Annotated in this window: 29 protein-coding genes; 15 read left to right on the top strand and 14 right to left on the bottom strand. The window is 73.0% G+C overall.

Features of this window, described 5'->3' with window-relative positions:
• Positions 1-101: 101 nt before the first annotated feature.
• On the top strand, positions 102-551 hold the full coding sequence (locus AC069R_RS23775) for an NAD(P)-dependent oxidoreductase (RefSeq protein ID WP_478768821.1): 450 nt from the start codon (positions 102-104) through the stop codon (positions 549-551).
• A gap of 25 nt (positions 552-576) precedes the next feature.
• On the opposite strand, the gene AC069R_RS23770 is transcribed toward AC069R_RS23775, so the two are convergent.
• Positions 577-1,350: a DUF4232 domain-containing protein gene (locus tag AC069R_RS23770; RefSeq protein ID WP_478768820.1), complete on the bottom strand. Its 774-nt coding sequence runs from the start codon at positions 1,348-1,350 to the stop codon at positions 577-579.
• Between the two features lie 177 nt (positions 1,351-1,527).
• Between AC069R_RS23770 and AC069R_RS23765 the strand changes: the two genes are divergently transcribed.
• Positions 1,528-3,132 (top strand): helix-turn-helix domain-containing protein, encoded by a 1,605-nt coding sequence (locus AC069R_RS23765; protein ID WP_478768819.1) that lies wholly within the window; start codon positions 1,528-1,530, stop codon positions 3,130-3,132.
• 171 nt (positions 3,133-3,303) lie between these two features.
• On the opposite strand, the gene AC069R_RS23760 is transcribed toward AC069R_RS23765, so the two are convergent.
• Positions 3,304-4,134, bottom strand: coding sequence for a DUF4253 domain-containing protein (locus tag AC069R_RS23760; protein WP_478768818.1), 831 nt, complete (start codon positions 4,132-4,134; stop codon positions 3,304-3,306).
• Between the two features lie 52 nt (positions 4,135-4,186).
• Positions 4,187-4,567: a VOC family protein gene (locus AC069R_RS23755; RefSeq protein ID WP_478768817.1), complete on the bottom strand. Its 381-nt coding sequence runs from the start codon at positions 4,565-4,567 to the stop codon at positions 4,187-4,189.
• Between the two features lie 82 nt (positions 4,568-4,649).
• Between AC069R_RS23755 and AC069R_RS23750 the strand changes: the two genes are divergently transcribed.
• Both AC069R_RS23750 and AC069R_RS23745 read left to right on the top strand, forming a co-directional pair.
• Positions 4,650-4,979 carry a helix-turn-helix transcriptional regulator gene (locus AC069R_RS23750; protein ID WP_478768816.1) on the top strand — a complete coding sequence of 110 codons (330 nt, stop codon included), beginning with the start codon at positions 4,650-4,652 and terminating at the stop codon, positions 4,977-4,979.
• On the top strand, positions 4,980-5,630 hold the full coding sequence (locus AC069R_RS23745; RefSeq protein ID WP_478768815.1) for a WYL domain-containing protein: 651 nt from the start codon (positions 4,980-4,982) through the stop codon (positions 5,628-5,630).
• Here AC069R_RS23745 and argS read toward each other — a convergent pair.
• A complete protein-coding gene (argS, locus tag AC069R_RS23740; RefSeq protein WP_478768847.1) occupies positions 5,608-7,383 on the bottom strand; it encodes an arginine--tRNA ligase in 1,776 nt (591 codons plus the stop codon). The genes AC069R_RS23745 and argS overlap by 23 nt on opposite strands.
• A 210-nt stretch (positions 7,384-7,593) precedes the next feature.
• Here argS and lysS point away from each other — a divergent pair, with 210 nt between their 5' ends.
• On the top strand, positions 7,594-9,333 hold the full coding sequence (lysS, locus tag AC069R_RS23735) for a lysine--tRNA ligase (RefSeq protein WP_478768814.1): 1,740 nt from the start codon (positions 7,594-7,596) through the stop codon (positions 9,331-9,333).
• Between the two features lie 50 nt (positions 9,334-9,383).
• Here lysS and AC069R_RS23730 read toward each other — a convergent pair whose 3' ends face one another.
• From AC069R_RS23730 to AC069R_RS23720, 3 genes are all read right to left on the bottom strand, one after another.
• Positions 9,384-10,706 carry a DUF2637 domain-containing protein gene (locus AC069R_RS23730; RefSeq protein ID WP_478768813.1) on the bottom strand — a complete coding sequence of 441 codons (1,323 nt, stop codon included), beginning with the start codon at positions 10,704-10,706 and terminating at the stop codon, positions 9,384-9,386.
• A gap of 118 nt (positions 10,707-10,824) precedes the next feature.
• Complete coding sequence (locus AC069R_RS23725) at positions 10,825-11,688, bottom strand: DUF3558 domain-containing protein (RefSeq protein WP_478768812.1); 864 nt, start codon at positions 11,686-11,688, stop codon at positions 10,825-10,827.
• 128 nt (positions 11,689-11,816) lie between these two features.
• The gene (locus tag AC069R_RS23720) at positions 11,817-12,635 is read right to left on the bottom strand and encodes a DUF3558 domain-containing protein (RefSeq protein WP_478768811.1); all 819 of its coding nucleotides are present in this window, start codon (positions 12,633-12,635) and stop codon (positions 11,817-11,819) included.
• Between the two features lie 271 nt (positions 12,636-12,906).
• Here AC069R_RS23720 and AC069R_RS23715 point away from each other — a divergent pair, with 271 nt between their 5' ends.
• The 3 genes from AC069R_RS23715 (at position 12,907) to AC069R_RS23705 (ending at position 14,865) form a co-directional block, all read left to right on the top strand.
• A complete protein-coding gene (locus AC069R_RS23715; protein WP_478768810.1) occupies positions 12,907-14,100 on the top strand; it encodes an RtcB family protein in 1,194 nt (397 codons plus the stop codon).
• Positions 14,101-14,272: 172 nt separating this feature from the next.
• Positions 14,273-14,563 (top strand): hypothetical protein, encoded by a 291-nt coding sequence (locus AC069R_RS23710; protein WP_478768809.1) that lies wholly within the window; start codon positions 14,273-14,275, stop codon positions 14,561-14,563.
• Positions 14,551-14,865, top strand: coding sequence for a hypothetical protein (locus tag AC069R_RS23705; protein WP_478768808.1), 315 nt, complete (start codon positions 14,551-14,553; stop codon positions 14,863-14,865). The genes AC069R_RS23710 and AC069R_RS23705 overlap by 13 nt, the downstream gene beginning before the upstream one ends.
• 10 nt (positions 14,866-14,875) lie before the next feature.
• Here AC069R_RS23705 and AC069R_RS23700 read toward each other — a convergent pair whose 3' ends face one another.
• From AC069R_RS23700 to AC069R_RS23690, 3 genes are read right to left on the bottom strand one after another with little or no spacing between them, the layout of a single operon-like run.
• Entirely contained in the window at positions 14,876-15,055 is a 180-nt protein-coding gene (locus AC069R_RS23700) for a hypothetical protein (protein WP_478768807.1), read from the bottom strand.
• The gene (locus AC069R_RS23695; RefSeq protein WP_478768806.1) at positions 15,055-15,831 is read right to left on the bottom strand and encodes an SDR family NAD(P)-dependent oxidoreductase; all 777 of its coding nucleotides are present in this window, start codon (positions 15,829-15,831) and stop codon (positions 15,055-15,057) included. Before AC069R_RS23695 ends, AC069R_RS23700 begins: the two co-directional genes overlap by 1 nt.
• A gap of 49 nt (positions 15,832-15,880) precedes the next feature.
• Positions 15,881-16,222 carry a YnfA family protein gene (locus AC069R_RS23690; RefSeq protein WP_478768805.1) on the bottom strand — a complete coding sequence of 114 codons (342 nt, stop codon included), beginning with the start codon at positions 16,220-16,222 and terminating at the stop codon, positions 15,881-15,883.
• A gap of 105 nt (positions 16,223-16,327) precedes the next feature.
• Between AC069R_RS23690 and AC069R_RS23685 the strand changes: the two genes are divergently transcribed.
• The 4 genes from AC069R_RS23685 (at position 16,328) to AC069R_RS23670 (ending at position 20,358) form a co-directional block, all read left to right on the top strand.
• Entirely contained in the window at positions 16,328-17,437 is a 1,110-nt protein-coding gene (locus AC069R_RS23685) for an LLM class flavin-dependent oxidoreductase (protein ID WP_478768804.1), read from the top strand.
• Entirely contained in the window at positions 17,434-18,099 is a 666-nt protein-coding gene (locus AC069R_RS23680) for an FMN reductase (protein ID WP_478768803.1), read from the top strand. The genes AC069R_RS23685 and AC069R_RS23680 overlap by 4 nt, the downstream gene beginning before the upstream one ends.
• A gap of 129 nt (positions 18,100-18,228) precedes the next feature.
• On the top strand, positions 18,229-18,945 hold the full coding sequence (locus tag AC069R_RS23675) for a response regulator transcription factor (RefSeq protein ID WP_397987214.1): 717 nt from the start codon (positions 18,229-18,231) through the stop codon (positions 18,943-18,945).
• Positions 18,946-20,358 carry a sensor histidine kinase gene (locus tag AC069R_RS23670; protein ID WP_478768802.1) on the top strand — a complete coding sequence of 471 codons (1,413 nt, stop codon included), beginning with the start codon at positions 18,946-18,948 and terminating at the stop codon, positions 20,356-20,358.
• Positions 20,359-20,380: 22 nt separating this feature from the next.
• Here the strand turns inward: AC069R_RS23670 and AC069R_RS23665 are convergent, their stop codons facing one another.
• Positions 20,381-22,207, bottom strand: coding sequence for a phosphatidylglycerol lysyltransferase domain-containing protein (locus tag AC069R_RS23665; RefSeq protein ID WP_478768801.1), 1,827 nt, complete (start codon positions 22,205-22,207; stop codon positions 20,381-20,383).
• Between the two features lie 110 nt (positions 22,208-22,317).
• Positions 22,318-22,593, bottom strand: coding sequence for a hypothetical protein (locus AC069R_RS23660; protein WP_397984647.1), 276 nt, complete (start codon positions 22,591-22,593; stop codon positions 22,318-22,320).
• A 98-nt stretch (positions 22,594-22,691) separates the two neighbouring features.
• Between AC069R_RS23660 and AC069R_RS23655 the strand changes: the two genes are divergently transcribed.
• Positions 22,692-23,522 carry a M55 family metallopeptidase gene (locus AC069R_RS23655; RefSeq protein WP_478768800.1) on the top strand — a complete coding sequence of 277 codons (831 nt, stop codon included), beginning with the start codon at positions 22,692-22,694 and terminating at the stop codon, positions 23,520-23,522.
• 124 nt (positions 23,523-23,646) lie between these two features.
• Here AC069R_RS23655 and AC069R_RS23650 read toward each other — a convergent pair whose 3' ends face one another.
• The gene (locus AC069R_RS23650) at positions 23,647-24,321 is read right to left on the bottom strand and encodes an ABATE domain-containing protein (RefSeq protein ID WP_478768799.1); all 675 of its coding nucleotides are present in this window, start codon (positions 24,319-24,321) and stop codon (positions 23,647-23,649) included.
• Positions 24,322-24,461: 140 nt separating this feature from the next.
• Here AC069R_RS23650 and AC069R_RS23645 point away from each other — a divergent pair, with 140 nt between their 5' ends.
• A complete protein-coding gene (locus tag AC069R_RS23645; RefSeq protein WP_478768798.1) occupies positions 24,462-25,229 on the top strand; it encodes an MBL fold metallo-hydrolase in 768 nt (255 codons plus the stop codon).
• A 10-nt stretch (positions 25,230-25,239) separates the two neighbouring features.
• On the opposite strand, the gene AC069R_RS23640 is transcribed toward AC069R_RS23645, so the two are convergent.
• On the bottom strand, positions 25,240-25,854 hold the full coding sequence (locus AC069R_RS23640; RefSeq protein ID WP_478768797.1) for a TetR/AcrR family transcriptional regulator: 615 nt from the start codon (positions 25,852-25,854) through the stop codon (positions 25,240-25,242).
• A gap of 69 nt (positions 25,855-25,923) precedes the next feature.
• Between AC069R_RS23640 and AC069R_RS23635 the strand changes: the two genes are divergently transcribed.
• Positions 25,924-26,541 (top strand): peroxiredoxin-like family protein, encoded by a 618-nt coding sequence (locus AC069R_RS23635; protein ID WP_478768796.1) that lies wholly within the window; start codon positions 25,924-25,926, stop codon positions 26,539-26,541.
• The last annotated feature ends 178 nt before the right edge of the window (positions 26,542-26,719 follow it).

Raw genomic sequence — 26,719 nt, 5'->3', positions numbered from 1 at the left:
GGACATAAGAGCACGCGCACCGAAACAGCGGGGGAGAGGGGGGAAGACCGACAGGGGGTGCGCAAGGCCCCCCGGCGCGGCAGGTCCCCGGCCGGGACGCGGTGGTCGCGGCCCTGTCGCCGCGCGGCGACCTGGTGGGCCGGCTGCCCGGCCTGTACCGGGACATCGCCGCCGCGGCGGACGCCGCCGGCGCCCGGCTGATCGTGATCGGCGGCTTCTCCTCGCTGCGCCCCGCGCCGGGCGCGCCCCGGTTCGCCGAGGGGGACCTGCCCGAGCAGTTCCGGTCCGAGGCGCGCGAGATGGACGCGGTCCGCGAGTGGCTCACCACCGCCGCGCCCGCCTCGCTCGACTGGACCCTGGTCTCGCCCGCGGGCGGCTACGGCGCCTGGGCCGCGGGCGAGCGGACCGGGACGTACCGGGTCGGCGGGGAGGTCGCCCTGCTCGACGAGCGGGGCAGGTCGGAGATCTCCGGCGCCGACTTCGCGCTGGCCGTCGTGGACGAGATCGAGCGGGACGCGCATCCCCGGCAGCACATCTCCGTCGCCTACTAGGCCGTCGCCCCGCGGGGGGTCCGGGTCACCAGCTCGCGATGTCGGACGGGTCGGACACCCAGTAGGTGACCTTCAGCGTGCTGTCGTAGTACACGCCCTTCGCGGGCAGCGCGACGTTCGCCGTGGCGCCGCCGTCGCTGTGCGGCGTCATGCCCTGGAAGTACACGGTCAGCTTGTGGCCGGTCTGCCCGCCGTCGCCGCTGCCGTCGGCGGCGGACAGCAGCACGCCCGCGTAGCCGGACTCGCCGGGCGCGAGGGTGGTGACCGCCTGCGGCTGGGTCGACTCGTCGGCGCCGGGCGCCCACTGCATCCCGTCGAAGCGGAGCACCGGGTAGTACGTCAGGTCGCAGTACTTCGAGCCGGTGTTCTTGACCGTGAGCAGCATGTGGTTGAGCGGGCGGGACAGCACCTGGGCCGTGACCTTGGTGTTGGAGCCGTTGCACAGGACGCGGTTCTCGGGGTCCCACGGGTTGCCCGTGGCCTTGGCACCGCCGGAGCCGCCGGAGGCGTGGGTTCCTCGGGTGCCGCCGGTGCCGCCGGTGCCCCGGTGGGTGTCGGCCGAGGTCTGCGTGCCCTTGGCGGCGGAGCCGGCCGTCCCCTGCGGCGCCTTCGCGTCGGCGGAGGGCCGCGTGCCGGAGGAGGCCCCGGTGCTCGCGTTCGCCGACGGGGTGTGCCGGGCGGCGCCCTCGTCCTTGGTGCCGGTGCCGTTGTCGCACGCCGTCAGGGCGAGGGCGGCGAGGGCGGCGGTGGCCGCGGCGAGAAGGGGGGTACGGGTGCGGTGGGTACGGCGGTCGCGCATGGCGCTTCTCGCTTCCGGGTCGTGGGGTGCTTGGATGTCCACAGCCTGCGGGCCGTTTCGTCCCGCCCGCCAGCTCCGGCCGCCGATCCGGGACGCTGGAACGACCAAACAGGCGATGACCTGCGGATACGTCCCTCCCCTGGAACGGGGGAACGGGACAGGGGGAGGGGAAGGACCGTGTCGGACAGCACCGGGGGGACCGGATTCGCCGAGCGGCTGCGGGAGTTGAAGGACCGCTCCGGGCACAGCTACGGCATGCTCGCCAAGCGGCTCCACATGAGCACGTCCACGCTGCACCGCTACTGCAACGGGGAGGCCGTGCCGACGGACTACGCCCCGGTGGAACGGATGGCGCGACTCTGCGGGGCGTCCCCGGCGGAACTCGTGGCGCTGCACCGGAGTTGGGTGCTGGCGGACGCGGGGCGGGGGAGGAAGGCGGCGGCTGCGGGGGTAGTTGCGGAGGCCGTCGGGGGGTCGGGTGAGGGGGCTGCCGGGACGGGCGCCGAGGGGGCCGCGGGGGAGGCCCCCGCGGGGGTGGTGAGCGGAGGGGCAGGGGGCGCGGGGGCGCTCCGGGAGGCGGCCGCCACCAGGGAGGCGGCCTCCGGGGAGGAAGCCGCCTCTGGGAAGGCAGCGGCCTCTGGGGAGGTAGCGGCCTCTGGGAAGGTAGCGGCCTCTGGGAAGGCAGCCGTCTCCGAGGAGGCAGCCGTCTCTGGGGAGGCGGTAGTCGTCGGTGGGGCGGCGGCGGTCGCCGGGGACACCGTGTCCGAGGGCAGCGGGCACGCGCCGACGACGGAGCCGGTATCGGAGGCGGCGGCGGAACCGGCGCCAACCCCCGCCCCGGAAGCCGCCGTTCCCCGCGCCCGCCTCCGTCCCCGCCGTCCCGCCCTGGTCGCCGCCCTCGCCGGAGCCGCCGTACTGGGCGCCGTGGCCCTCGCGTTCGCGCTGCCCGGCGGTGGGAGCCATGACCAGGGCGCGGCCCCCACCGGGGCCACCGTCTCCGACCCCGCACCGGCGACCGGCACCGGCACCGGGACCAGCCCCCGGCGCCGTCCCTCGCCTTCACCCTCGGGCTCCGCCGGGCACCCGTCGCCCTCCGCCACGCGGGGGAACGCCGGGGGCCCGGACGCCGGCCCGAGCGGACCGCCGGGCGGGGTGACCGCCGACGGGGCGGAGTCCACGGCCGCCCCCCTCGCGATCACCACCCACCCGTACTCCTGGGAAAGCCCCTGTTCCCAGCACTACTTGATCGACCGCCCGCCCGCGGACGTCTCCCCGCCGCCCGTCGAGAACGACGCGCCCGCGTGGGTGGCCGTGCACCAGGCGGTCTCGGCGGGCGAGCAGTTCGTCACGCTCACCGTGCAGGGCAGCGGCAAGCAGACCGTGGTGCTGGAGGGCATGTCGGTACGGATGGCGGGCAAGCGCGCGCCGCTCGCCTGGAACGACTACGCCATGGGCTACCCCGGCGTCGGCTGCGGGGGCGGGGTGCCCACGCATTCCTTCACCGTCGCCCTGGACGCCCTGCGGCCGGCCGTGCAGCCGGTGGCCGGGCAGCGCGGCTTCCCGCTCAGCGTGAGCGAGTCGGACCCCGAGGTCTTCTACGTCACGGCGAACGCGTCGGCGTACGACGTCAGTTGGTACCTGGAGCTGTCCTGGTCCAGTGGTGGGCGGCACGGCACCCTGGAGATCGGTGACAAGGGCAGGCCCTTCCGCACCAGCGGCAGCAACGGGCGCCCCGCCTACGCCTTCCCGCTGGGCGGCGAGAAGTGGGCGCCCGCGCAGTAGCCACCGATGGCGGTGGCCACCGGCGGCCACCGCCATCGACAGCCACCGGCAGCCGCCATCACCGGCAGCCACCGGCAGCCGCCATCACCGGCAGTCGCCGCCACCGGCAGCGCGGCCATCACCGGCAGCCACCGGCAGCCGCCGTCACCGGCAGCCGCCGTCACCGCCGGCTCAGTCCCACCAGAAGAACCACGTGGTCTCGCCGATCAGCTCCTTCGCGTAGGCGCGCAGGGAGCCCGTGCCCTGCGTGATGTTGTCCGGGCAGAACGCGAAGTGCTCCGCCGCCACCGCCTCGGCCTCGGCCTGGTCGGCGGGCGGGGCGGCCACGGACAGCAGCAGGGCGTCGAAGCCGAGCGCGACGACCCGTATGCCGAAACGGTCCTCCCAGGAGCGCAGGACCGCGCACAGCCGGGCCACGTCGTTCTCGTGGTTCAGCGGGCCGGCCCAGCCGATCGCGGCCGGGATGTCGGCGGAGCGGCGCGCGGGCACGAGGGCGAGGCGGGGGGCCGGGAACACGGACTGGCGCTCGTCACCGGCGAGTTCGTCGGCGGCCCGCGCCGCGCACGTGGCCGGGTCGATGCCGAACCTCCTGGCGGGGGCGGTACCAGGCCACTGAGGGCCGAACGGCTCCAGCATGTCACCGCTCTCCCAGCCCTCCCCGTCGCCCTCCCCGTCGCCCTCCCAGTACTCGGCGAGGACCTCCTCCGGGTCGTGGTCCCCCGGATAGGACATGTCGTCCGGTATCAACTCCCATTCCTCGGGCCCGCCTTGGGGGCCGCCCGTCTCTACCAGCACCGGCAGCAGCCCGGCGCGCGCGGCCGGGGCGCCGAGGGCGGTCCAGGTGCCGGGGGCGGCCGGCTTGTCCGCGAGCCAGAGCAGCGGCTCGTGGTGGGGGCCGTCGTCGGTCATGTCGAGCAGCCTGCCGGGCGGCAGTCGGAGCCCCAGGCCCCGGCCGCTGGGATCGGTGGCCAGCCGGGGCAGCGGGTTGGGAAGAGTCGCCATGAGGAGGACTGTAGGGGGAGGGTCTGACAACGGCCGGCGCGAGACCCTTCCGCTAGGCCAGGGTCGTGACGCAGAACGGGTGGCCTGCCGGGTCCAGGAGCACGGTCCAGCGCCGCTCGCCCGGCTGGAACTCGGGCTTGACGGCGCCCAGTTCGACGGCGCGCCGCTCGGCGGCGGCCAGGTCGTCCACGCCCAGCTCGATATGGGCCTGCTTGCCCTGGGCCGGGTCCGGCCAGGTGGGCGGGCGGTAGTCGGGGATGCGGGTGAAGCCGAGACCGGGGGCGCCCTCGGTGCCGAGCAGGATGAAGTCGTCGGTGGCGAAGAGGGTGGGGTAGTCCAGCAACCGGGCGTAGAAGCGGGCGAGTTCGGCGGGGTCGGCGCAGTCGAAAGTGACGGCGGCACAGCGGATCGCGGAAGTCGTCTCCGTAGTCATGGAAGGGACGCTACGACGCGACCAGGACAGGTACGGTCCTGGTCGTGCGAAGTGTGTGCCAAAGGCCCCCCGGGACGAGCCCGTGCTAGCGGCGTCCGCCCGTCTGCTGGGTCTGCTGTCCCTGCTGTCCGCGCGCCCCTCGTGGACCTGCGCCGAGCTGGCCGGGCGGCTGGGGATCACGGACCGTACGGTCCGCCGGGACATCGCCCGGCTGCGCGAGCTGGGCTACACCGTGGACTCCGGGGCCGGTCCCTGGGGCGGCTACCGGCTGCGGGCCGGCTCCCGCCTGCCGCCGCTGATCCTGGACGACGAGGAGGCGCTGGCCGTCGCGGTGGGCCTGAGCGAGGCGGCGCTGAACCGGGCGGCGGGCAGCGACCAGGCCGCGCTGTCGGCCCTGCTGAAGCTCCGGTAGGTGCTGCCCGCCCGCATCGCGGACCGCCTGGGCGAACTGGACGACGCGTTCGTACGGCTGCCCGGCGCCGACGGGTCCGGGGTCGGTCCGGGGCTGCTGCTGGAGCTGGCGGCCGGCTGCCGGAGGGAGGAGCGGGCCCGGCTGTCGTACACGGACGCGGAGGGCAGGGCCACGGTCCGGGACATCGATCCGTACCGGCTGGTCCACACCGGCCGGCTCTGGTACCTGGTCGCGCGGGACGTGGCGCGCGGCCAGTGGCGCACCTTCCGCGCGGACCGCGTCGACCGCCTCCAGCCGACCGGTCACCCCGCCGACCTCACCGACCCGCCGGACCCGGCCCGGCTGGTCTCCCGCAACATCGCGAACGGCCCCTACCCGCTCTCCGCGACCGTCCGCCTGCCCGTCCCCCTGGACCGGGCCCTGCGGCTCGTCCCGCCGACCGTCGGCACCCATCGCCCGGACGGCCCCGACGCGACCGTGGTCGACATCGGGGGCCCGGACGCGGACGGCCTGGCCCGCTATCTGCTCACGCTGGGCACACCGCTGCGGGTGCTGGCGCCGGACGAGGTGCGGACGGCGCTGGCGCGCAGGGCGCGGGAGCTGGCGGAGTGGAACGCCGACCCGTCGGTCAGAGCTTCTCCGGGGTCCTGATGCCCAGCAGGGCCATGCCCCGGTGCAGGGTGCGGGCCGTCACGTCGCACAGGAAGAGGCGGTTCTCCACCTGGGCCGGCGTCTCGGCCTTCAGGACCGGGCACTTGTCGTAGAAGGTCGTGTAGAGCGAGGCCAGCTGGTACAGGTACGCGGCCAGCTTGTGCGGGGCGTACTCGGCGGCCGCCTCCGCCACCAGCTCCGCGAAGGCGTCCGCGTGCAGCCCCAGCGCGCGCTCGGCGTCGTGCAGTTCCAGCTCCGGGTGCGCGGCGGGGCGGGTGTCGCCGGCCTTGCGGAGGATGGACCGGATACGGGCGTAGGCGTACTGGAGGTAGACGGACGTGTCGCCGTTGAGCGAGACCATCTGGTCCAGGTCGAACTTGTAGTCGCGGTTCGCCGACGTCGACAAGTCCGCGTACTTCACCGCGCCGATGCCCACCTGGGCGCCGCGCTCGGCGATCTCCTCCTCCGAGAGGTCCTGGGCCTTCTCCCGGACCACGGCCGAGGCGCGGTCGATGGCCTCGTCGAGGAGGTCGACCAGGCGGACCGTCTCGCCCGCGCGCGTCTTGAACGGCTTGCCGTCCTTGCCGAGCACGGTGCCGAAGGCGAGCTGGACGGCGGTCACGTCGTCGTTCAGCCAGCCGACCCGGCGCGCGGTCTCGAAGACCATGCGGAAGTGCAGGGCCTGGCGGGCGTCCACCACGTACAGCAGGGTGTCGGCCTTGAGGTTGAAGACGCGGTCGCGGATCGCGGAGAGGTCGGTGGCCGCGTAGCCGTAACCCCCGTCGGACTTCTGGACGATCAGCGGGACCGGGTTGCCGTCGGGGCCCTTGATGTCGTCGAAGAAGACGCACAGCGCGCCCTCGGAGCGGACCGCGACGCCGGACTCCTCCAGGAGGCGGCAGGTCTCGGCCAGCATGTCGTTGTACCCCGACTCGCCGACGATGTCCGCGTCCCGGATCTCCATGTCCAGCTTCTCGAAGACGGAGAAGAAGTAGATCTTCGATTCGTCCACGAACTTCTGCCAGATGGCGAGCGTGTGCGGGTCGCCGGCCTGGAGGTCGACCACCCGGCGGCGGGCGCGGGTCTTGAACTCCTCGTCGGAGTCGAAGAGTTTGCGCGCGGTCTTGTAGAGGCGGTCCAGGTTGGACATCGCCTCCTCGCCGGAGGCCGCGGTGTCCTCGGTGGACGCCTTGTGGTCCAGCTCGTGCGGGTGCTCGTCCAGGTACTGGATGAGCATGCCGAACTGGGTGCCCCAGTCGCCGATGTGGTGGCGGCGGATCACGGTCTCGCCGGTGAACTCCAGCAGCTGGACGACGGAGTCGCCGATCACCGCGGAGCGCAGGTGGCCGACGTGCATCTCCTTGGCCACGTTCGGCTGGGCGTAGTCGATCACCGTGGTGCCCGGCTCGGGGGCGTACGGCACGCCGAGGCGGCCGGTCTCGTCCGTGTACCGCGCGGCGAGGTTCTCGGTGATCGCCCGGTCGGCGACGGTGATGTTGAGGAAGCCGGGGCCCGAGACCTCGACGTCCTCGATCACCGCGCCCGTGGTCACCCGCGACACGACCTGCGTGGCCAGCTCCCGCGGGTTCGCCTTGGCCTTCTTGGCGAGGGCCAGGATGCCGTTGGCCTGGAAGTCGGCCCGGTCGCTTCGTCGCAGCAGCGGGTCCGCGCCGGCGGCCTCCGGCAGGGTGGCCGTGAGGGCGGACGCGAGCTGCTGCCGGACGGAGTCGCTGAGGGACGTGACCGAGGCCATAGGTGAGGTGCCGTTCTCCTCGTGGGGATGGATCGTCACGCCCAGTATCCCACGGGGGCCCAAACGAATTTTCCGGTCCGCCGGTGAACGGGGGGCCCGGTGAGCGCGTCCCACGCGTTGAAAAGGCGTTTTCGCGGAAGTGGTCCCGGCTGGGACAATGGAGCGGTCAGCCGTGCGACCGTCACGGCTGCCCGATGGAGAAAGAAGGACGTGCCGATCGTGGCTCAGAGCACCGAGACCACCGACTGGGTCTCCCGTTTCGCGGATGAGGTCATCGAGGAGTCGGAGCGCCGGGCCCCGGGCAAACCGGTCGTCGTCGCGTCCGGGCTCTCCCCGTCGGGCCCCATCCACCTGGGCAACCTGCGCGAGGTCATGACCCCGCACCTGGTCGCCGACGAGATCCGCCGCCGCGGGCACCAGGTCCGGCACCTGATCTCCTGGGACGACTACGACCGCTACCGCAAGGTCCCCGCGGGCGTCGCGGGCGTGGACGAGTCCTGGGCCGAGCACATCGGCAAGCCGCTGACCTCGGTGCCGGCCCCGAAGGGCTCGTTGTACCCGAACTGGGCGGAGCACTTCAAGGCCGCGATGGTCGAATCGCTGGCCGAGCTGGGCGTCGAGTTCGACGGCATCAGCCAGACCGCGCAGTACACCTCGGGCGTCTACCGCGAGCAGATCCTGCACGCGATGCGGCACCGCGGTGACATCGACGCGATCCTCGCCCAGTACCGCACCAAGCCCAAGGTCAAGAAGCAGCAGCAGAAGGCCGTGGACGAGGCCGAGCTGGAGGCCGAGGAGGGCTCCGGCGCCGCGGCCGAGGACGACGGCTCCGCGGGCGGCGCCGGGTACTTCCCGTACAAGCCGTACTGCGGCAACTGCGAGAAGGACCTGACGACGGTCACCTCGTACGACGACGACACCACCGAGCTGTCGTACACCTGCAACGAGTGCGGGTTCACGGAGACCGTCCGGCTGAGCGAGTTCAACCGCGGCAAGCTGGTCTGGAAGGTCGACTGGCCGATGCGCTGGGCCTACGAGGGCGTGATCTTCGAGCCGAGCGGGGTCGACCACTCCTCTCCGGGGTCGTCCTTCCAGGTGGGCGGGCAGATCGTCGGCATCTTCGGCGGCGAGCAGCCCATCGGCCCGATGTACGCGTTCGTCGGCATCTCCGGCATGGCCAAGATGTCGTCCTCGCGCGGCGGCGTGCCCACCCCGGCGGACGCGCTGAAGATCATGGAGCCGCAGCTGCTGCGCTGGCTGTACGCCCGCCGCCGGCCCAACCAGTCCTTCAAGATCGCCTTCGACCAGGAGATCCAGCGGCTCTACGACGAGTGGGACAAGCTCGCCGCAAAGGTCGCCGAGGGTTCGGCGCTGCCGGGTGACGTGGCCGCGTACACCCGCGCGGTCGGCACGGCGGCCGGCGAGCTGCCGAAGACGCCGCGCCCGCTGCCGTACCGCACGCTCGCGTCCGTCGCCGACATCACGGCCGGGCACGAGGACCAGGCCCTGCGGATCCTCTCCGAGCTGGACCCGCAGCGCCCGCTGTCCTCGCTGGCCGAGGCCCGGCCGCGGTACGACAAGGCCGAGGCCTGGATCAACACGCACGTGCCCGCCGACCAGCGGACCATCGTGCGCGAGGAGCCGGACGCCGAGCTGCTGAAGTCGCTGGACGAGGCGTCCCAGCGGTCGCTGCGGCTGCTGCTCGACGGCCTCGCCGAGCACTGGTCGCTGGACGGCTTGACGCACCTCGTCTACGGCGTGCCGAAGGTGCAGGCCGGGTTCTCGGCGGACGCGACGCCCAAGGAGCTGCCGCCGGAGATCAAGACCGCCCAGCGGACGTTCTTCGCGCTGCTGTACCAGCTGCTGGTGGGCCGGGACACCGGTCCCCGGCTGCCCACGCTGCTGCTCGCGGTGGGACAGGAGCGGGTGCGGACGCTGCTCGGCCAGTGATCCGCGCATGAGCGAGGGGCCCTCCTGCGGGAGGGCCCCTCGCTCATGTGTCAGGCGATGTGGTCCTCCTCCAGCTCCACCTCGTGGCGCTGGAGGCGGGCGGCGAGGGACTTCAGCTCGGCGGGGCTGAGCTGGGTGCCGTAGGTCGCCTGGATGTTCTCGCCCAGGATGTGGGGCGTGGGGTAACTGCCGTCTATCGACTGCCGGAAGACCTGGTAGAAGGCGTCCTCGTCCGGTTCGGCGGCGGGGGTGCCGCCGCCCTCGCCCAGTTCGCGGGTGCGGTGCGGGCCCACCGGGATGGGGAAGCTGCCGGTCTCCTCGGGGGAGGGCTGCTGGAAGCGCTCCGGGGGCTGGCCCTCGTACCAGTCCTCGTACTGCTCCTCGGGGTCGTACTGGGGGTCCGGGGGCGGCTCGAAGGAGGGGTCGTAACCGCCGTGGTACTCGACCTCCCGCGGCGCCTGGAACCAGGGGCTCGCCTCCTCCGGCGCGGGGGCCTGGGCGGGGTGGGGCGCGGCGGCCGGTGCGGTGGGCGTGGCGGTGGGCGCGGGGGCGGGTGCCGGGCCGGTGGCGGCCGGCCGGGCGGCCGGTTCCGCGGTGGCGGCCGGCGCCGGTACGGCCCCCGCCGCCACCGGTACCGCGTCCGCCGCCGGTGCCGCCGCGGTCCCCGCGGTCAGTTCCGGGGCGGGGGCGGCCGGGGACAGGAGCACCGGCTCGATGCCCGCGGCCAGCAGGCCGGACGGGGCGGTCTCGGCGAGCGGGACGCCGTAGCGCGCCAGGCGCAGCGGCATCAGGGACTCCACCGGGGCCTTGCGGCGCCAGGCGCGGCCGAAGCGGGAGCGCAGCCGGGCCTGGTAGACGAGACGTTCCTGCTCCAGCTTGATCACCTGCTCGTAGGAGCGCAGCTCCCAGAGCTTCATGCGGCGCCACAGCAGGAACGTGGGCAGCGGGGAGAGCAGCCAGCGGGTGAGCCGGACGCCCTCCATGTGCTTGTCGGCCGTGATGTCCGCGATCCGGCCGACGGCGTGCCGGGCCGCCTCGACGGCGACGACGAACAGGATCGGGATCACCGCGTGCATGCCGACGCCGAGCGGGTCGGGCCAGGCGGTGGCGCCGTTGAACGCGATCGTCGCCGCCGTCAGCAGCCAGGCGGCCTGGCGCAGCAGCGGGAAGGGGATGCGGATCCAGGTCAGCAGCAGGTCCAGGGCCAGCAGGACGCAGATACCCGCGTCGATGCCGACCGGGAACACATAGGCGAAGTTCCCGAAGCCCTTTTTCAGGGCCAGCTCACGGACGGCCGCGTACGAACCGGCGAAGCCGATGCCCGCGATGATCAGGGCACCGCCCACGACCACGCCGATGAGTATCCGGTGCATCCGAGTCAGCTGCGGTGGCGCGGCCACTCGTACTCCCCTCCCGTTGCCTGTTGTTGCGCGCAACAGGGTGGCACACGCGTGCGACGCGTGTGGCGCCGGTCGGCGTAAGCCCGTTCGGTCAGCTCTTTTCGGCGGACGCGGACGACGAGGGCTTGCCGGACGGCTTCGTGGACGGGCTCCCGGACGGGCTCCCGGACGAACTGCCGGACCCGGAACCGCTGTTGGCCGCGGAAACCGAGTTCACGGCCTCCTTGAGGGCCTTCTGCGCGGAGGTGGCGAGGTCGTCGGCGTCGGGGGTCTTGTCGCCCGCGAGACCCGCGCCGTTGAAGTCGAGGGTGACGACGACGTTCTCCACCCGCGCCACCAGGGTCTCCTGCTTGAAGAGACCCTCCGTCTTCTTCAGGTCGTAGCGCACGGACGTCGCCTCGTCGCCGGTGCCGGACACGGAGGCGACCTTGGCGTTCTTGGCGCCGCTCACCGACTGGGCGTCCTTGACCTGGTTGACGAAGTACTCGTGCGCCTGGGTGTTCGCCGCGCCGCGGGTGGCGTCGGAGTCGAAGCGCAGCAGGGAGATGTTCAGCCAGCGGAACTGGGAGCCCTTGACGCCGTTGTTGCTCAGGCTGCTCCAGGAGCAGGAGCCGCGCGAGGACGGTTCGTCCGAACTGCCCTTCTTGCCCGAGCTGTCGGCCTTCGGCACCATGTCGCCCAGGGTCTTCTTCGACAGCGCCTTGCAGGCGTCCGGCAGCGTCTTGTACGCCGCCGGTGCCACCGTCGGGGAGGAACTGGCGGACGGCGCGGCGCTGTCGCCCGCCGGGCTGGAGGCGCCGGTGGAGCCGCTCTTGGGCTTGGAATCGCCGGAGTCCGAGGAGCAGGCCGCGGTGATCAGTACCGCGGGGAGTGCCGCCGCGCAGACAAGGGCACGGCGCAGCCGCCTGTTTCGCTGTTCCAGCCGGGCACGGTCGTCTCGCTTGACTCGCTGCATGGTTCCTTCACTCATGACGCTCGGTGTTCGTGCGGGTTCCTGCGGGGCCCCACCGTACGCGGTGAAGGAGCTGTGCGGTTGCCGTCCGGGACCTTTGCGGCCGGGTGCGCGCGGAGTGCGCGAGCGGATCAGCTGCCCAGCGCGTCGTCCAGCTTGGCGGCCAGATTCCGGGCCTTGTCCTGCATTTCCTTGCTGTCGGGGGCCGCGCCCGCGGCCATCGGCTGCTCCTCGTACTGGATGGTGACGACGACGTTGGACGTGCGGAACACCACAGTCACCGTCCGCTGCGCGGCGGTCGCACCGGACGTGCCGAGCTTGTCGTCGAGGTACGCCTCGTCACCGAGGTCGGAGAGGGTGCGCGGCTGGAGATCGGGGCCCGGCGCGCCCGAGGGGGAGTCCGAGGCGGAGGAGGTGCCGCTCGGGGAGCCGCCGGGCGACGGGGTGTCCGAGGGCGAGGTGCCGCCGCTCTGGCTGGGCGAGGGCGAGGTGTCGCTCGCGGCGGGCAGACCGGCGGCCGACTCCTTCTGCTCGAACAGCTCCCGCGCCTGGTCGTCGTCGCTGACCGTGTTGTCGTACGACACCACGCGCTCCAGGTCGACCGAAAGGCGGTCGGTGGCGTCGGCGGAGGGGACCTTCCAGCGGCAGCCGACCTTGCGGTCGGTGTCGTACGTCAGCTCCGCCTCGCCCTGGTACGCCTTGTCCCGCTGGTCGGGGTCGGCGATCTGCTTGATGCCGGGCAGCAGCGCGTCGAGGGTGCTGTGGCTCACCGCGCCGCAGGGCTCGGGGAGGGTGCGGTAGCGGCCGGGCTGGGCCGCGGCGGCGGCGGTGCCGGCGTCGCCGGGGTTGGCGTCGTCCGCCGCCCCGCCGCCGCCCGAGCCGCCGGAGCAGCCCGCGAGCAGCGCCGCGAGCAGGGCGGCGGTGCCGGTTACGTACGCCTTCCGCTGCACGGGCGGGCTCCTTCCGACGGCTGCGCTCCGAGGATGCGCGCGATGGTCGCCTCAGTGTCCCCGCTGGTTATTCGCTTGCCGCGGCGGGGGCTGGCCTGGAGACAATGTGTATCGCACGCGCCGCCGTGGATGCCGGTCCGCGGTCCCCTTTCGCCGCGCTGGGCGCTGTTTTTCCTTATTGCTGCTTTTAACCCTTTATCGCTGCTCTTGTTATCACTGTTCTTGTTGTTTCAGTTGTTCTTGTTGTCGAGTCCGGGGGGACGAGGAAGTCATGTCGTACGTGGAGATGCCGGGCGCGCGGGTGCCGATCCGGATGTGGGCCGACCCGGCCACGGTCGAGGACGGCGCCCTGCGCCAGCTCCAGAACGTGGCGACGCTGCCGTGGATCAAGGGCCTGGCCGTGATGCCGGACGTGCACTACGGCAAGGGCGCCACGGTCGGCTCGGTGATCGCGATGCGGGACGCGGTGTGCCCGGCCGCGGTCGGGGTGGACATCGGCTGCGGGATGTCCGCGGTGAAGACCTCGCTGACCGCCGGCGATCTGCCGGGCGACCTGTCCCGGCTGCGCTCGAAGATCGAGCAGGCGATCCCGGTGGGCCGGGGCATGCATGACGACCCGGTCGACCCCGGCGGCTTCCACGCCCTGCCGACCAGCGGCTGGGACGAGTTCTGGGGGCGCTTCCACGGGGTCGCCGAGGCGGTGCACTTCCGCCAGGAACGCGCCATCAAGCAGATGGGCACGCTCGGCAGCGGCAACCACTTCGTGGAGGTCTGCACCGACACCACCGGCGCGGTCTGGCTGATGCTGCACTCCGGGTCCCGCAACATCGGCAAGGAGCTGGCCGAGCACCACATCGGCGTGGCCCAGAAGCTCCCGCACAACCAGGGCCTGGTCGACCGCGACCTCGCCGTGTTCGTCGCGGACACCCCGCAGATGGCGGCGTACCGCAACGACCTGTTCTGGGCGCAGGAGTACGCGAAATACAACCGCACCCTGATGATGGCGCTCCTGAAGGACGTGATCCGCAAGGAGTTCAAGAAGGCCAAGCCGCTGTTCGAGCCGGAGATCTCCTGCCACCACAACTATGTGGCGGAGGAGCGGTACGACGGCATGGACCTGCTGGTCACCCGCAAGGGCGCGATCCGGGCCGGCTCCGGTGACCTCGGCATCATTCCGGGCTCCATGGGCACCGGCTCGTACATCGTCAGGGGCCTGGGCAACGACAGCTCCTTCAACTCCGCCTCGCACGGCGCGGGCCGGCGCATGAGCCGCAACGCGGCCAAGCGGCGCTTCACCGCCAAGGACCTGGAGGAGCAGACGCGGGGCGTGGAGTGCCGCAAGGACTCCGGTGTGGTGGACGAGATTCCGGGCGCCTACAAGTCCATCGACCAGGTCATCGACCAGCAGCGGGACCTGGTGGAGGTCGTGGCGAAGCTGAAGCAGGTCGTCTGCGTCAAGGGCTGAGGACGGCGGGCGCCGGGGCGGGGGCTCGGGGCGGCGGGCGCCGGTGGGGGCCGGTGGGGGCCAGTGGGGGCCGGAACCATACCGGTCCCCTCCGCTGTCCTCAGGTGCGGGCACCAGCGCGGGCATCGACCGCGCGGCAGTTTCACGGGAACTCTCTGGGGAGGGACGGCCGATGAACCGAGTGCGCAGAGGCGGGGCGATCCGGGCCGCGGGTCTGGTGGTGATCGTGGCGGGCCTGCTGGCGGGCTGCTCGCAGAAGTACAACGACGAACGCGGCAAGGGCGACGCGCCGGTGCAGGGGCGGGCGGGGGACAACACGCCCGCCGAGGTCTACAACATGCCCGACGGCTTCGGGAACCTGGCCACCAAGTGCGTGGGGCACGGGTTCCGGGCGTATGTGACGACGAACGCCAGCGGGCCGTCGAACGTGCAGATCGTGGAGGACAAGGCATGCGCCGGCTGAGCGCGCGCCTCGCCGTGGCGGGGATCTGCGCGGCGCTGGCGCTCAGCGGCTGCTCCCGGCAGCACTACGAGGAGCGCGGCAAGGCGGACGCCCCGGTGGCGGGCCGCGCCGGGGAGGACTCGCCCGCCGAGGTCTACAACTTCCCCGACGGGTTCGGCAACCTCGCCACCAAGTGCGTCGGCGCGGGCAAGCGGGCGTACGCCACCACCAAGTACGTCCGGCAGAAGGACGAGGACGACGTCGAGATCATCCCGGCGAACGCGGTGATCGTGGACGACCCGGCGTGGCGGGCGGCCCGCTGACCCGGTGCGTCTACTTGCCGTGCCGCACGGCGTAGATCATGACGAACGCCACGAGGTGGATGCCGAAGAGGAAGTAGGCGAGGAAGTACCAGACCTTGCGCTCGTCCCGCTTCTCGCGGGCGAGGCGGCGCTGGTCGAACTCCTCGCCGGGGGTCAGGGGTGCGGGCGCGCCGGCGGTTTCTTCGGTCATCACAGCTCCCGGTGCACCTTCGTATTGGACGCCTGGGCGCGCGGGCGCACCACCAGCAGGTCGATGTTGACGTGGCTGGGCCGGGTCACCGCCCAGGTGATCGTCTCGGCCACGTCGTCCGCGGTCAGCGGCTCGGCCACGCCCGCGTAGACCTTCTCCGCCTTCTCCGCGTCGCCGCCGAAGCGGGTCAGCGCGAACTCCTCGGTCCTGACCATGCCGGGCGCGATCTCCACGACGCGCACCGGGCGGCCGACGATCTCCAGGCGGAGCGTCTCGGCGAGCACATGGGCGCCGTGCTTGGCGGCGACGTAGCCCCCGCCGCCCTCGTACGTCGCGTGTCCGGCGGTGGAGGAGACCACGACCACGACGCCGTCGCCGCTCGCCTCCAGCTTGGGCAGCAGGGCCTGGGTGAGGTTCAGGGTGCCGATGACGTTCGTCTCGTACATCGTGCGCCAGTCGGCCGGGTCGCCGGTGGCCACCGGGTCGGCGCCGAGCGCGCCGCCCGCGTTGTTCACCAGGACGCCGATGGTCGTGAAGGCCGTCGCGAACTCGTCCACGGCCGCGCGGTCCGTCACGTCCAGCTGGTACGCCGTCGCCGCGTGACCCGCCGCGTTGATCTCCTCCGCCAGGGCCTCGATACGGTCCTTGCGGCGGGCGGTGAGCACCACGCGGTAGCCGGCGGCGGCGAGCTGCCGGGCCGTCGAGGCGCCGATGCCGCTGCTCGCACCGGTGACGACGGCGATGCGGGAGGCGGCGGACGGGGCGGTCGTGGCCATGGGCTGCTCCTCGGGTGTGACGGTCGGCTCCGTCCAATGTAGGCGAGGCTCAGCCGCCGTTCCTCGGGGCCCACATGATCAGCGCCATTCCGCCGAGGCAGACGAGCGCCCCGGCGATGTCCCAGCGGTCGGGCCGGTAGCCGTCCGCGATCGCGCCCCACAGGAGCGAGCCCGCCACGAAGATCCCGCCGTACGCCGCGAGGATGCGCCCGAAGTGCGCGTCCGGCTGGAAGGTGGCGACGAAGCCGTACGCCCCGAGCGCGAGCACCCCGCCGGCCGCCCACAACCACCCGCGCTGCTCCCGCACCCCCTGCCAGACCAGCCAGGCCCCGCCGATCTCGAAGATCGCGGCGAGGACGAAGAGGGCGGCGGAACGGAGGATCGTCGTCATGGCGGCAGCTTGGCATGCCGGGGGGCCGGTGCCGGAATATCCGGGCGCGGGGTACCGTTGGCCCCCATGTAGTTGAACAATAAACCACTTGGAGGGTGAGCGGCCATGCAGTTCGGGATCTTCACGGTCGGTGACGTCACACCGGACCCCACCACGGGGCGGGCGCCGACCGAGCGCGAGCGGATCAAGGCCATGGTCGCCATCGCGCTGAAGGCCGAGGAGGTCGGCCTGGACGTCTTCGCGACCGGCGAGCACCACAACCCGCCGTTCGTGCCCTCGTCCCCGACCACGATGCTCGGCTACATCGCCGCGCGCACCGAGAACCTGATCCTCTCCACGTCCACCACGCTGATCACCACCAACGACCCGGTGAAGATCGCGGAGGACTACGCGATGCTCCAGCACCTGGCCGACGGCCGCGTCGACCTGATGATGGGCCGCGGCAACACCGGCCCGGTCTACCCCTGGTTCGGCAAGGACATCCGCCGGGGCATCGACCTCGCCATCGAGAACTACGCCCTGCTGCGCCGGCTGTGGCGCGAGGACGTCGTCGACTGGGAGGGCACCTTCCGCACCCCGCTCCAGGGCTTCACCTCCACGCCGAGGCCCCTGGACGGCGTGCCGCCGTTCGTCTGGCACGGCTCCATCCGCTCCCCGGAGATCGCCGAGCAGGCCGCGTACTACGGCGACGGCTTCTTCCACAACAACATCTTCTGGCCGGCCGGGCACACCCGGCGGATGGTCGAGCTGTACCGGGCGCGCTACGCCCACTACGGCCACGGCACCCCCGAGCAGGCGATCGTCGGCCTCGGCGGCCAGGCGTTCATGCGCCGCAACTCGCAGGACGCGGTGCGCGAGTTCCGGCCGTACTTCGACAACGCCCCGGTGTACGGCCACGGCCCCTCGCTGGAGGACTTCACCGAGCAGACCCCGCTCACGGTGGGCTCCCCGCAGCAGGTGATCGAGCGGACCCTGGCGTTCCGCGAGACCGTCGGCGACTACCAGCGCCAGCTGTTCCTGATGGACCACGCCGGGCTGCCGCTGAAGACCGTCCTGGAACAGCTGGACCTGCTGGGCGAGGAGGTCGTGCCGGTGCTGCGCGAGGAGTTCGCGAAGGGCCGCCCGGCGGGGGTTCCGGAGGCGCCGACCCACCGGTCGCTGCTGGCCGCGAAGGAAGAGAACGACACGCACGGGAAGCAGGAGAGTGCCGCGTGAAGCTCGTCGTCGTATCGGCGGGACTGAGTGTCCCCTCGTCCACCCGGCTGCTGGCCGACCGGCTCGCGGCGGCGGTGGCGGACCGGACGCCCGTGGACCTTCAGGTGATCGAGCTGCGCGAGCTGGCCGTCGCGATCGCGCACCACCTCACCAGCGGGTTTCCGGACAAGGCGCTCGCCGCCGCGCAGGACGCGGTGACGGGGGCCGACGGGCTGATCGTCGTCACACCGGTGTTCAGCGCGTCGTACAGCGGGCTGTTCAAGTCCTTCTTCGACGTGCTCGACAGGGACGCGCTGGCCGGCAAGCCGGTGCTGATCGCCGCGACCGGGGGCACCGCCCGGCACTCCCTGGTCCTCGACCACGCCCTGCGCCCCCTCTTCTCCCACCTGCGGGCCGTCGTCGTACCGACCGGTGTCTACGCCGCCTCGGAGGACTGGGGCGGGGAGGGACTGCCGGAGCGGATCGAGCGCGCGGCACGGGAACTGGCCGCGCTGATGCCGAAGACGGAGCGGCGAAAGGAGGCGGGTGTCGTCCCCTTCGCCGAACAGCCGGCGGCACTGCGAGCGCCCCGGAGCGGCGCGGGGAACCGCGCGATCAGCCAGAATGGTGCCGCGCCCGATGGTGAGGGGATCACCGGGCCGCTTCCCCACCCCGTTCGGTGAGAAGACGGTAGGCGAGCCGCGCCCGTTGCCCGCCCCATGGTGAGAGCGCGGTAAAAAGGGTGATCGTAGGCCCAGCCTGCCCCGCCGAACCGCCGGCGGCCTTGGCAGACTGGTTCCGTGCCCCAGACTGTGCTCCTCGCCGAAGACGACCGCGCCATCCGCCACGCCCTCGAACGTGCCCTGACCCTGGAAGGGTACGAGGTGACGGCGGTGGCCGACGGTGTCGAGGCACTCGCACAGGCCCACAAGACCCCGCCGGACGTCCTCCTGCTGGACGTGATGATGCCGGGCATCGACGGCCTCCAGGTCTGCCGTGTGCTGCGTGCCGAGGGCGACCGCACCCCGATCCTCATGCTCACCGCCCTCGTGGAGACCGCCGACCGGATCGCGGGCCTGGACGCCGGCGCCGACGACTACGTGGTCAAGCCCTTCGACGTCGAGGAGGTCTTCGCCCGGCTGCGCGCCCTGCTGCGCCGCACCAGCCCGGTCCCCGCGGGCCCGGCCGGCGGCGACGGCGGCGGCCGGGGCGAGCCCCAGCTCTCCGACCGGCAGGTGGAGGCCGCCGGCGTCCGCATGGACCTCCAGGCCCGCCGCGCCTGGCGCGGCAGGCGGGAACTGGAGCTGACCCGCACCGAGTTCGAACTGCTCGAACTGCTGGTGCGCAACGCCGGCATCGTCCTCGACCACTCCACGATCTACGACCGGATCTGGGGCTACGACTTCGGGCCCGGCTCCAAGAACCTCGCCGTCTACGTCGGCTATCTGCGCCGCAAACTGGACGAGCCCGGCGCCCCGCAGCTGATCCACACGGTGCGCGGCGTGGGTTACGTGCTGCGGGAGGACTGAGTGGGCCGCCTGCGCCGGACGCTCGCCCGGCGCCGGCCCAAGCTGGTCTCCCTGCGCACCACCTTCGCGATCTCCTTCGCCGCCGTCACCGCGGCCGTCGCGATCCTCGTGGGCATCGTGTCGTACGGCTCCGCGGCCCGGCTGGTCCGGGTCGACCAGCAGACGGTGTTCGCCCAGGTCGTGCAGGACGTACGGGACGAGGTGCGGCAGCACCGGATGGTGCCGGAGGACTTCTCCTCCTCCCGGCCCGGCCACGACCTGGTCCGGCCCGCCCGCACCGATGTGCAGGTGCTCGGCGCGCAGGGCCAGATCGTCGACCACGGCGACCCGTCGCTGCCCGTCACCTCCCACGACCGGGCGATGGCGCTCGCGCGGACGGCCGGCAAGGCGGTCGAGCACAAGGACGTCCAGGTCGGCGACGACCTCTACCGCATCGCCACCGTCTCGCTCGGCGACGGGCGGGGCGCGGTGCAGGTGGCGCAGGAGTTCAGCGACACCGAGGACCTGCTGCGCACGCTCCAGCAGCGGACGCTGATCCTGATGGCGGCCGTGGTGGTCGCGGCCGGGCTGTTCGGCTGGTGGCTGGCCCGCCGGATCACCCGGCGCCTGGTGGTGCTCACCTCCGCCGCCGAGGACGTCGCCCGCACCCGGCGCCTGGGCATCGAGGTGCCGGTGGCCGGCCTCGACGAGGTGGGGCGGCTCGGGCGGGCCTTCGACCGGATGCTGGGGCGGCTCGCGCAGTCGGAGGAGGACCAGCGGCGCCTGGTCCAGGACGCGGGGCACGAGCTGCGCACGCCGCTCACCTCGCTGCGTACGAACATCTCGCTGCTGCGCCGCATCGACGAGCTGCCGCCGGGCACCCGCGACGACCTGGTCGCCGACCTCACCCAGGAGGCACGGGAACTCACCGACCTGGTCAACGAATTGGTTGATCTCGCCGCCGGGCAGTCGGACACCGAGCCGCCGCAGCGGGTGGATCTCGCCGATATCGCGGAGGACGTGGTGGGGCTCGCCTCGCGGCGCACCGGACGGGAGATCGTGCTGCGCGCGAGCGGCGACACGACGACCGACGGGCGGCCCGGAATGCTCCAGCGGGCCATCTCCAACCTGGTGGAGAACGCGGCCAAGTTCGACCGGGGGGGCCACGCGCCGATCGAGGTGCACGTCATGGGCCCGGCCCGGCCCGGAACCGTCCGGGTGGAGGTCCTGGACCGGGGGCCGGGCATCGCGGAGGGCGACCTGATCCGCATCTTCGACCGCTTCTACCGGGCCGCCGACGCGCGCTCCCTGCCGGGCTCGGGGCTCGGGCTGTCCATCGTGCGCGAGGTGGCGATGGCGCACGGGGGAGCGCCGTTCGCGTACCGCCGGGAGGGCGGGGGCGCGGTGATCGGGTTCACGGTCGGCGGGGGCTGACCGGGCCCCCGCCCAAGGGCGGTTACGACCGCTCGCCCATCCCCGGCAGCGTGAGGAACCCCTCCGCCCGCGCGCTCGCCAGCCCGATGCGCGGGATGTCGCTGGACTTGGCGAAGAGCAGGAACCGCGGCTCCCACACCGGCCGGTACTTCGCGTTCGCCCGGTACAGGGACTCGATCTGCCACCAGCGGGAGAAGAAGGTGAGGATCGAGCGCCACAGCCGCAGCACCGGACCGGCGCCGAGACGGGCGCCGCGTTCGAAGACCGAGCGGAACATGGCGAAGTTCAGCGAGACCCGTCGTACCCCCAACTCGCTGGCGCGCAGCAGGAGTTCGACGACCATGTACTCCATCAGGCCGTTCTCGCAGTCGCGGTCGCGGCGCATCAGGTCCAGGGAGAGGCCGTGCTCGCCCCAGGGTACGAAGCTGAGCAGGGCGCGCGGCTGGCCGTCGGCGTCGCGGCACTCCAGCATCACGCAGCGGCCGTCCGCCGGATCGCCGAGGCGGCCCAGGGCCATGGAGAAGCCGCGCTCGGTGGCGCCGTCGCGCCAGTGGTCGGCGCGGTCGACGAGGACGGCCATCTCGTCGGCCGGGATGTCCTCGTGGCGCCGGATGCGCACCGTGTAGCCGGCCCGTTTGACCCGGTTGTGGGCCTGCCGGACCACCCGCATCGGCCGCCCTTCGAGGGTGAAGTCGGCGATGTCCACGATGGCTTCGTCACCGAGTTCGAGGGCGTCGAGGCCGTGCCGGGCGTAGACGGTGCCGGCCTCCTCGCTCGCGCCCATGACCGCCGGGATCCAGGCGTGCCTGCGGGCCTCGGCGAGCCAGGCGTCGATGGCGCCGGGCCATGCCTCGGGGTCGCCGATCGGGTCGCCGGAGGCGAGGGAGACGGCGCCGACGACGCGGTAGGTGATCGCCGCCTTGCCGCTGGGGGAGAAGACGGCGGCCTTGTCGCGGCGCAGCGCGAAGTAGCCGAGGGAGTCGCGGGCGCCGTGCTTGTCGAGCAGGGCGCGCAGCCGCTCCTCGTCGGCGGCGGTGAGCAGCTGCTTGCCGCGCGGGGAGCGGAAGCAGGCGTACAGGACGAGGCAGAAGGCCCCGGCCAGCAGCGCGTTGACCGTGATGTCGGTCCAGCGGGGCGCGTGCACATGGTCGATGCGGTCGGCGAACACGCCGACGCTGATGCCGCGCAGATAGGTGTAGACGATCTCGTCGGTGAGATTGGCGCCGGGCAGTTTGTTGGTGGCGTGCACCAGCAGGGTGCCGAGGCCGCCGGTGGCCAGCAGCCCGCCCGCGCCGACGGCCAGCGCCAGCTTCGGGTTGGAGGGGTCGCCGACCGCGTTGAACTCGCGCCTGCCGATCAGCAGGGCGGCCACGAACAGGCCGGTCAGACCGGCGGAGACCCAGTTGAAGACGTGGTCGGCGTACCGGTCCCGGGTGATGAGCCCGACGACGTACACCGCGAACAGCGGCCCGGCCAGCGCGATGTTGGTCAGCCAGGCGGCGCGCTTGCGGCGCCGCATCACCAGCATCAGGAAGATCGCGAGCGCGGCCGAGACGAGACCGCCGGTGGCCAGGTACGGCGTGAAGAACGCGCCGACGTGGCGGTGCGGGTGCTCGTGGTTGAAGAGCTTGCTGGTGTTGTGCTCGTGGACCTCCTGGCGGAACGGCAGGGAGAGGACCGCGAGGACGTTGAGCACGGCGATCAACCGCAGGTACCACACCGTGGCCGAGGCCGCCGCGGCGCGCAGCCGGGGGCTGGGCGTGATCGGCGGGAACGGGCGGCGCGAAGGGCGCTCGGCGGGGGCGTGCGGGGCGGGGACGGTCGACTGGGCCGACTGCGGAGCGGGCATGGTGACTGGTCACCTTGGGGAAGGGGGACGGGACTACGGCGAGACCCTACAGCGTGTAGGGAAATATGCGCCGGTATCGGTCTGGAACAGGAGCGTACCGGGCCCGCTTCTTACCCGGCCCTTTCCGAGCCGCGCCGGGCGGAGGCCAGTATCCACGCCAGATTCCCCACCGCGGCCCCCGCGGCCACCGCCGCGACGATCACCCCGCCGGTGGCGAGCCCGTCGCTGAACAGATGCGGGCGCCGGTCGAGGCTGTGCAGTCCGAAGCCGCACAGCTCGTACACCCCCACGGCGGCGACGAAGAGGCTGACGACGAGTACGGCGAGGGTCGGCGCGAGGCTGCGTGCGCAGACCTCGCCGCCGGGCGCCGTCTCCGTGTCCTGCATGAATCCCCCGGTGACGTGGCGGAACAGGTGTATGAACGGCCTTGTGGCAGTGGCCGATTGGGAACCTACAATACGTAGGGTCCGTTAGGGTCGGTGCCATGCGTGTGTACGTGAGTGCGGACATGGAAGGCATCACCGGCCTCGTCGACGCCGACGACGTCCAGCCGGGCGGGCGGGACTACGAGCGGGGCCGCTCCATGATGGCGGAGGACGTGAACGCGGCGGTGCGCGGCGCGCTGGCGGCCGGCGCGCGCGACGTCCTCGTGAACGACGCCCACGGCCCGATGCGCAACCTGCGCCCCGACGACCTGCACCCCGCCGCCCGGCTGGTGCGCGGCAAGCCCAAGCCGATGGGCATGCTGGAGGGGCTGACGGAGGACTACGACGCGATGGTCTGCGTCGGCTATCACGCCCGCGCCGGCGTTCCGGGCGTGCTCAGCCACAGCTTCATGGGCCATGAGATCGAGGACATGTGGCTGGACGGCCGCCCGGTCGGCGAGATCGGCCTCGCCCACGCCACGGCGGCGGCCCTGGGCGTGCCGGTGGTGGCCCTCACGGGTGACGACACGGCGTGCGCGGAGATGACGGAGTGGGACCCGTCGGTGGCCGCGGTGCCGGTGAAGTACGCCCACGACCGCTTCGCGGCCGAGCTGCGCCCCGCGGCCGAGGCCCACAAGGCGATCGAGGACACGGTGGCGGCCGCCCTCACCCAGCTCCCGCCCCGCCCGGCCCCCGCCGCGGCCGAGGCGACCCTCACCGTCCGCTGGCAGTCCACCGCCGTCGCCACGACCCTGCTCGGCCTGACCGGAGTCACGGCGGACGACGGCCGCACGATCCGGGCGTCCGGCCGACTCCCCTCGCTGTACCGGCAGTTCGGGGTGTGGACGAGGGTGGCGGCGTCGCTGACGGGGCAGGCGCCGTACTGCTGAGCCGGGCGGTTGGCGTGAGCCGGGCCGTTGGCGTGGACCGGTTCTTCGGGTGGGTTCTTCGTGTGGGTTCTTCGTGGGGGCCGGGTGGTGGCGTGCGCCGGGCATTTTGCGTGAGCCGGGCCGGTCACGTGGGCGGGGTGCCGTCGGCTGCCGTCTCGTGGCCGGCCGCCGCTTCCCGGCCGGGTCCGGCCGGGCGGGCGGTGCGGCGGGCGTAGGCGCGGGCCGCGCGGGCGCGGTCGCCGCAGCGGGTGGAGCACCAGTGGCGTCGGCCGCGCCGCAGCAGGTACCGGTTGCACGGCGGGGAGCCGCACGCGGTGAGCCGGTCGGCGTCCGGCCCGGTGAGCAGCCGGGCGGCGTCGGCGGCGAGCGCGGCCAGGGCGTGGTCCAGGATCTGTGTGGTGGGGTGGGCGGCGGCCCGGTGCAGGCCCCGCTCGGGGGACCAGCGCAGCAGTTCGGCCGCGGGGGCGCGGGTGAGGGCGTCGTTGACGGCGTTCAGGGCGCCGGCCGGGGGTGCCTGTCCCTCGACGCGCGCGGCGATCAGCGACCGTACGTGCTCGCGCAGGGAGCGCAGCTGGGCCGCGCAGGTCTCCCGCAGGCCCGCGTCGCCGGGCGCGAGGGCGTGCGCGGCGAGCCAGCGGTTCGCCGCGGCGGGCGTGCCGAGGAAGTCGGTGAAGTGGCCGCCGGGCAGCGCGATCACGCTGTCGGCGAGGTCGAGCGAGGGATACTCCCGCGCGCCGGGGGCCGGGGTCACGGGCGGCTCGTCGACTGGCCGCACGGCCTCCGTCCCGCTCCCGGTCATGGTCTCTCCCTCTGTGCTTCCACACGCCGTCCGCTCCGGACGCCGTACCCAGGGCCTCATGGTAGGCCTTGCCGACATCCGTGAGAAAGGGCTACCGTTCCTCACGGATAAACTCATCACCAACCGTGAGGAGAGTGGCTGTGGCCGCTGCTGCCCGCTCCATCGACATCCCCGTCCGCGTCCTCGGCGGTCCCACCGTCCTCATCGAGTACGGCGGCCTGCGCTTCCTGACCGACCCCACCTTCGACGGCCCCGGCGACTACCCGTCCCCGTCCGGCCGCACCCTGACCAAGACCGCCCCGCCGACCACAACACCCGCCGAACTGGGGCGGATCGACGTGGTCCTCCTCTCGCACGACCAGCACGCCGACAACCTCGACCACTCCGGCCGGGCGCTGCTCGCCGACGTCCCCCGTACGCTCACCACCCCGGCGGCGGCGGCCCGGCTCGGCGGCACCGCCGAACCCCTCGCGCCCTGGGAGTCCGTCGGACTGCCGCGCCCCGGCGGCGGCACGGTCACCGTCACGGCCGCGCCCGCCCTGCACGGCCCCGAGGGCTGCGAACCGCTCGTCGGCGAGGTCACCGGCTTCCTGCTGACCGGCGCCGGACTGCCCACCGTCTACATCAGCGGCGACAACGCCTCCCTCGGCCTGGTCGAGGAGATCGCCGCCCGGTACGCGCCCGTCGACACCGCCGTCCTCTTCGCGGGCGCCCCCCGGCTGGCCGCCCTGGACGACGCGCTCCTGGTCCTCGACGGCGAGGGCGCGGCCGTGGCCGCTCGGCTCCTGGGCGCGCGGCGGGTGGTGGCCGCCCACGTCGACAGCTGGGCGCACTTCACGGAGACGCGGCGGGACGTGGAGACGGCGTTCGAAGCGGCAGGTCTGGCGGACCGGCTCCAGCCGGCCTGAGCCGTGCGGCTCAGTCGCCCAGCCCGCGCAGCAGCACGGCCAGCCCGCCGAAGAACTCCCTTTCCGCGTCGACCCGTTGGGCGCTGCGTGCCGTGGCGGCCATGAGCGGGAAGTCGTCGGGGGACAGCTCCGAGATGACGGTCGTGCCCGCGCCGGAGAGGGCGCCCAGGTGCTCCAGTTGCAGGGCGCCGTTGACGTAGGCGACCAGGCCGCGCAGGGCGATGACCCGGTCCTCGCCGTCGAAGCCCGCGCCGGTGAGGACCGCGAGGACCGTCTCCGACCAGCGGAGCAGCGCGAGCGAGTGGTGCCGGTGGGTCATGGTCAGCGGTACGACGGCGGGGTGCGCGCTCAGCGTGTCCCGCATCCGCCGCACCAGGATCCCGATCCGCTCCCGCCAGGGCAGCCCGGCGTCCGGCGCGCTGGTGTCGACCGCCGCGAGCACGAACTCCACGACCAGCAGCTCCAGTTCGCCGCGGTCGCGGACGTACCGGTACAGCGCCATCGTGCTCAGGCCGAGTTCCGCGGCGACCGCGCGCATGGACAGCGCGGCGAGGCCCTCGCGGTCGAGGACGGCGAGCGCGGCGGCGGCCAGTCGGTCGTGGCTCAGGGAGCGGGGTCGGGGCATGGCGATTGACAGCGTACGGCATACACCTAACACTCGTAGGTGTACGGCATACGCCTACCAAGGAGGCCGATGTCGATGCCGACTGCCCTGCCCGGCGGGCGACTTGCCCCCGGCGCCTCGATCACCCCGCGCACCCTGGTCCCGGTGACGGGCCCGCCCCTCGACCTCCCCGACCCCGACCCGGACCGGCTGACCCACCTCCAGTTCCGGCGCTTCGCCGGCTGCCCGGTGTGCAATCTGCATCTGCGGTCGGTCGTACGGCGGCACGCGGAGCTGAGCGCGGCCGGCGTCCGCGAGGTGGTCCTCTTCCACTCACCCGCCGACGAACTGCGGGCGCACGTCAGCGAGTTGCCCTTCCCGGTCGTCGCCGACCCGGACGAGCGCCTGTACGCCGAGTTCGGCGTGGAGTCGGCGCCGCGGGCCCTGCTGAACCCGCGGGTCTGGGGCCCGGTGCTGCGGGCGGTGCTGCGCAGCGCGTGGACGATCCCACGGGGCCGGGAACACGCACCGGCAGCCCAGCCGCACGGGGGTCGGCTGGGACTGCCCGCGGACTTCCTGATCGACGCCGGGGGCGGGATCGTCGCCGCGCGCTATGGCGAGCACGCGTATGACCAGTGGTCGGTGGACGAGGTGCTGAGGCGGGCGCGGGAGGCGAGGGTGTCGAGGAGTGGCGCCGGGGGATCTTAGGAGGACTCTGAGGAGCGGCGCCGGGGGTCTTGGGGGGACTCTGAGGAGCGGCGCCGGGGGTCTTGGGGGGCGGCCCTGAGAGGTCTTTTCAGGGCGCTCGGGGTGGCCGTCGTACCCCCCGAACCGTTCCCGGCCCACTGCCTCGGCGTCCCTGCCCGTCCCACCCTGCCCGCCCCGC

Source organism: Streptomyces sp. NPDC043952 (assembly GCF_056435325.1).
The sequence above is the reverse complement of the archived record's forward strand: the minus strand, read 5'-3'. Positions and strand labels throughout refer to the sequence as shown.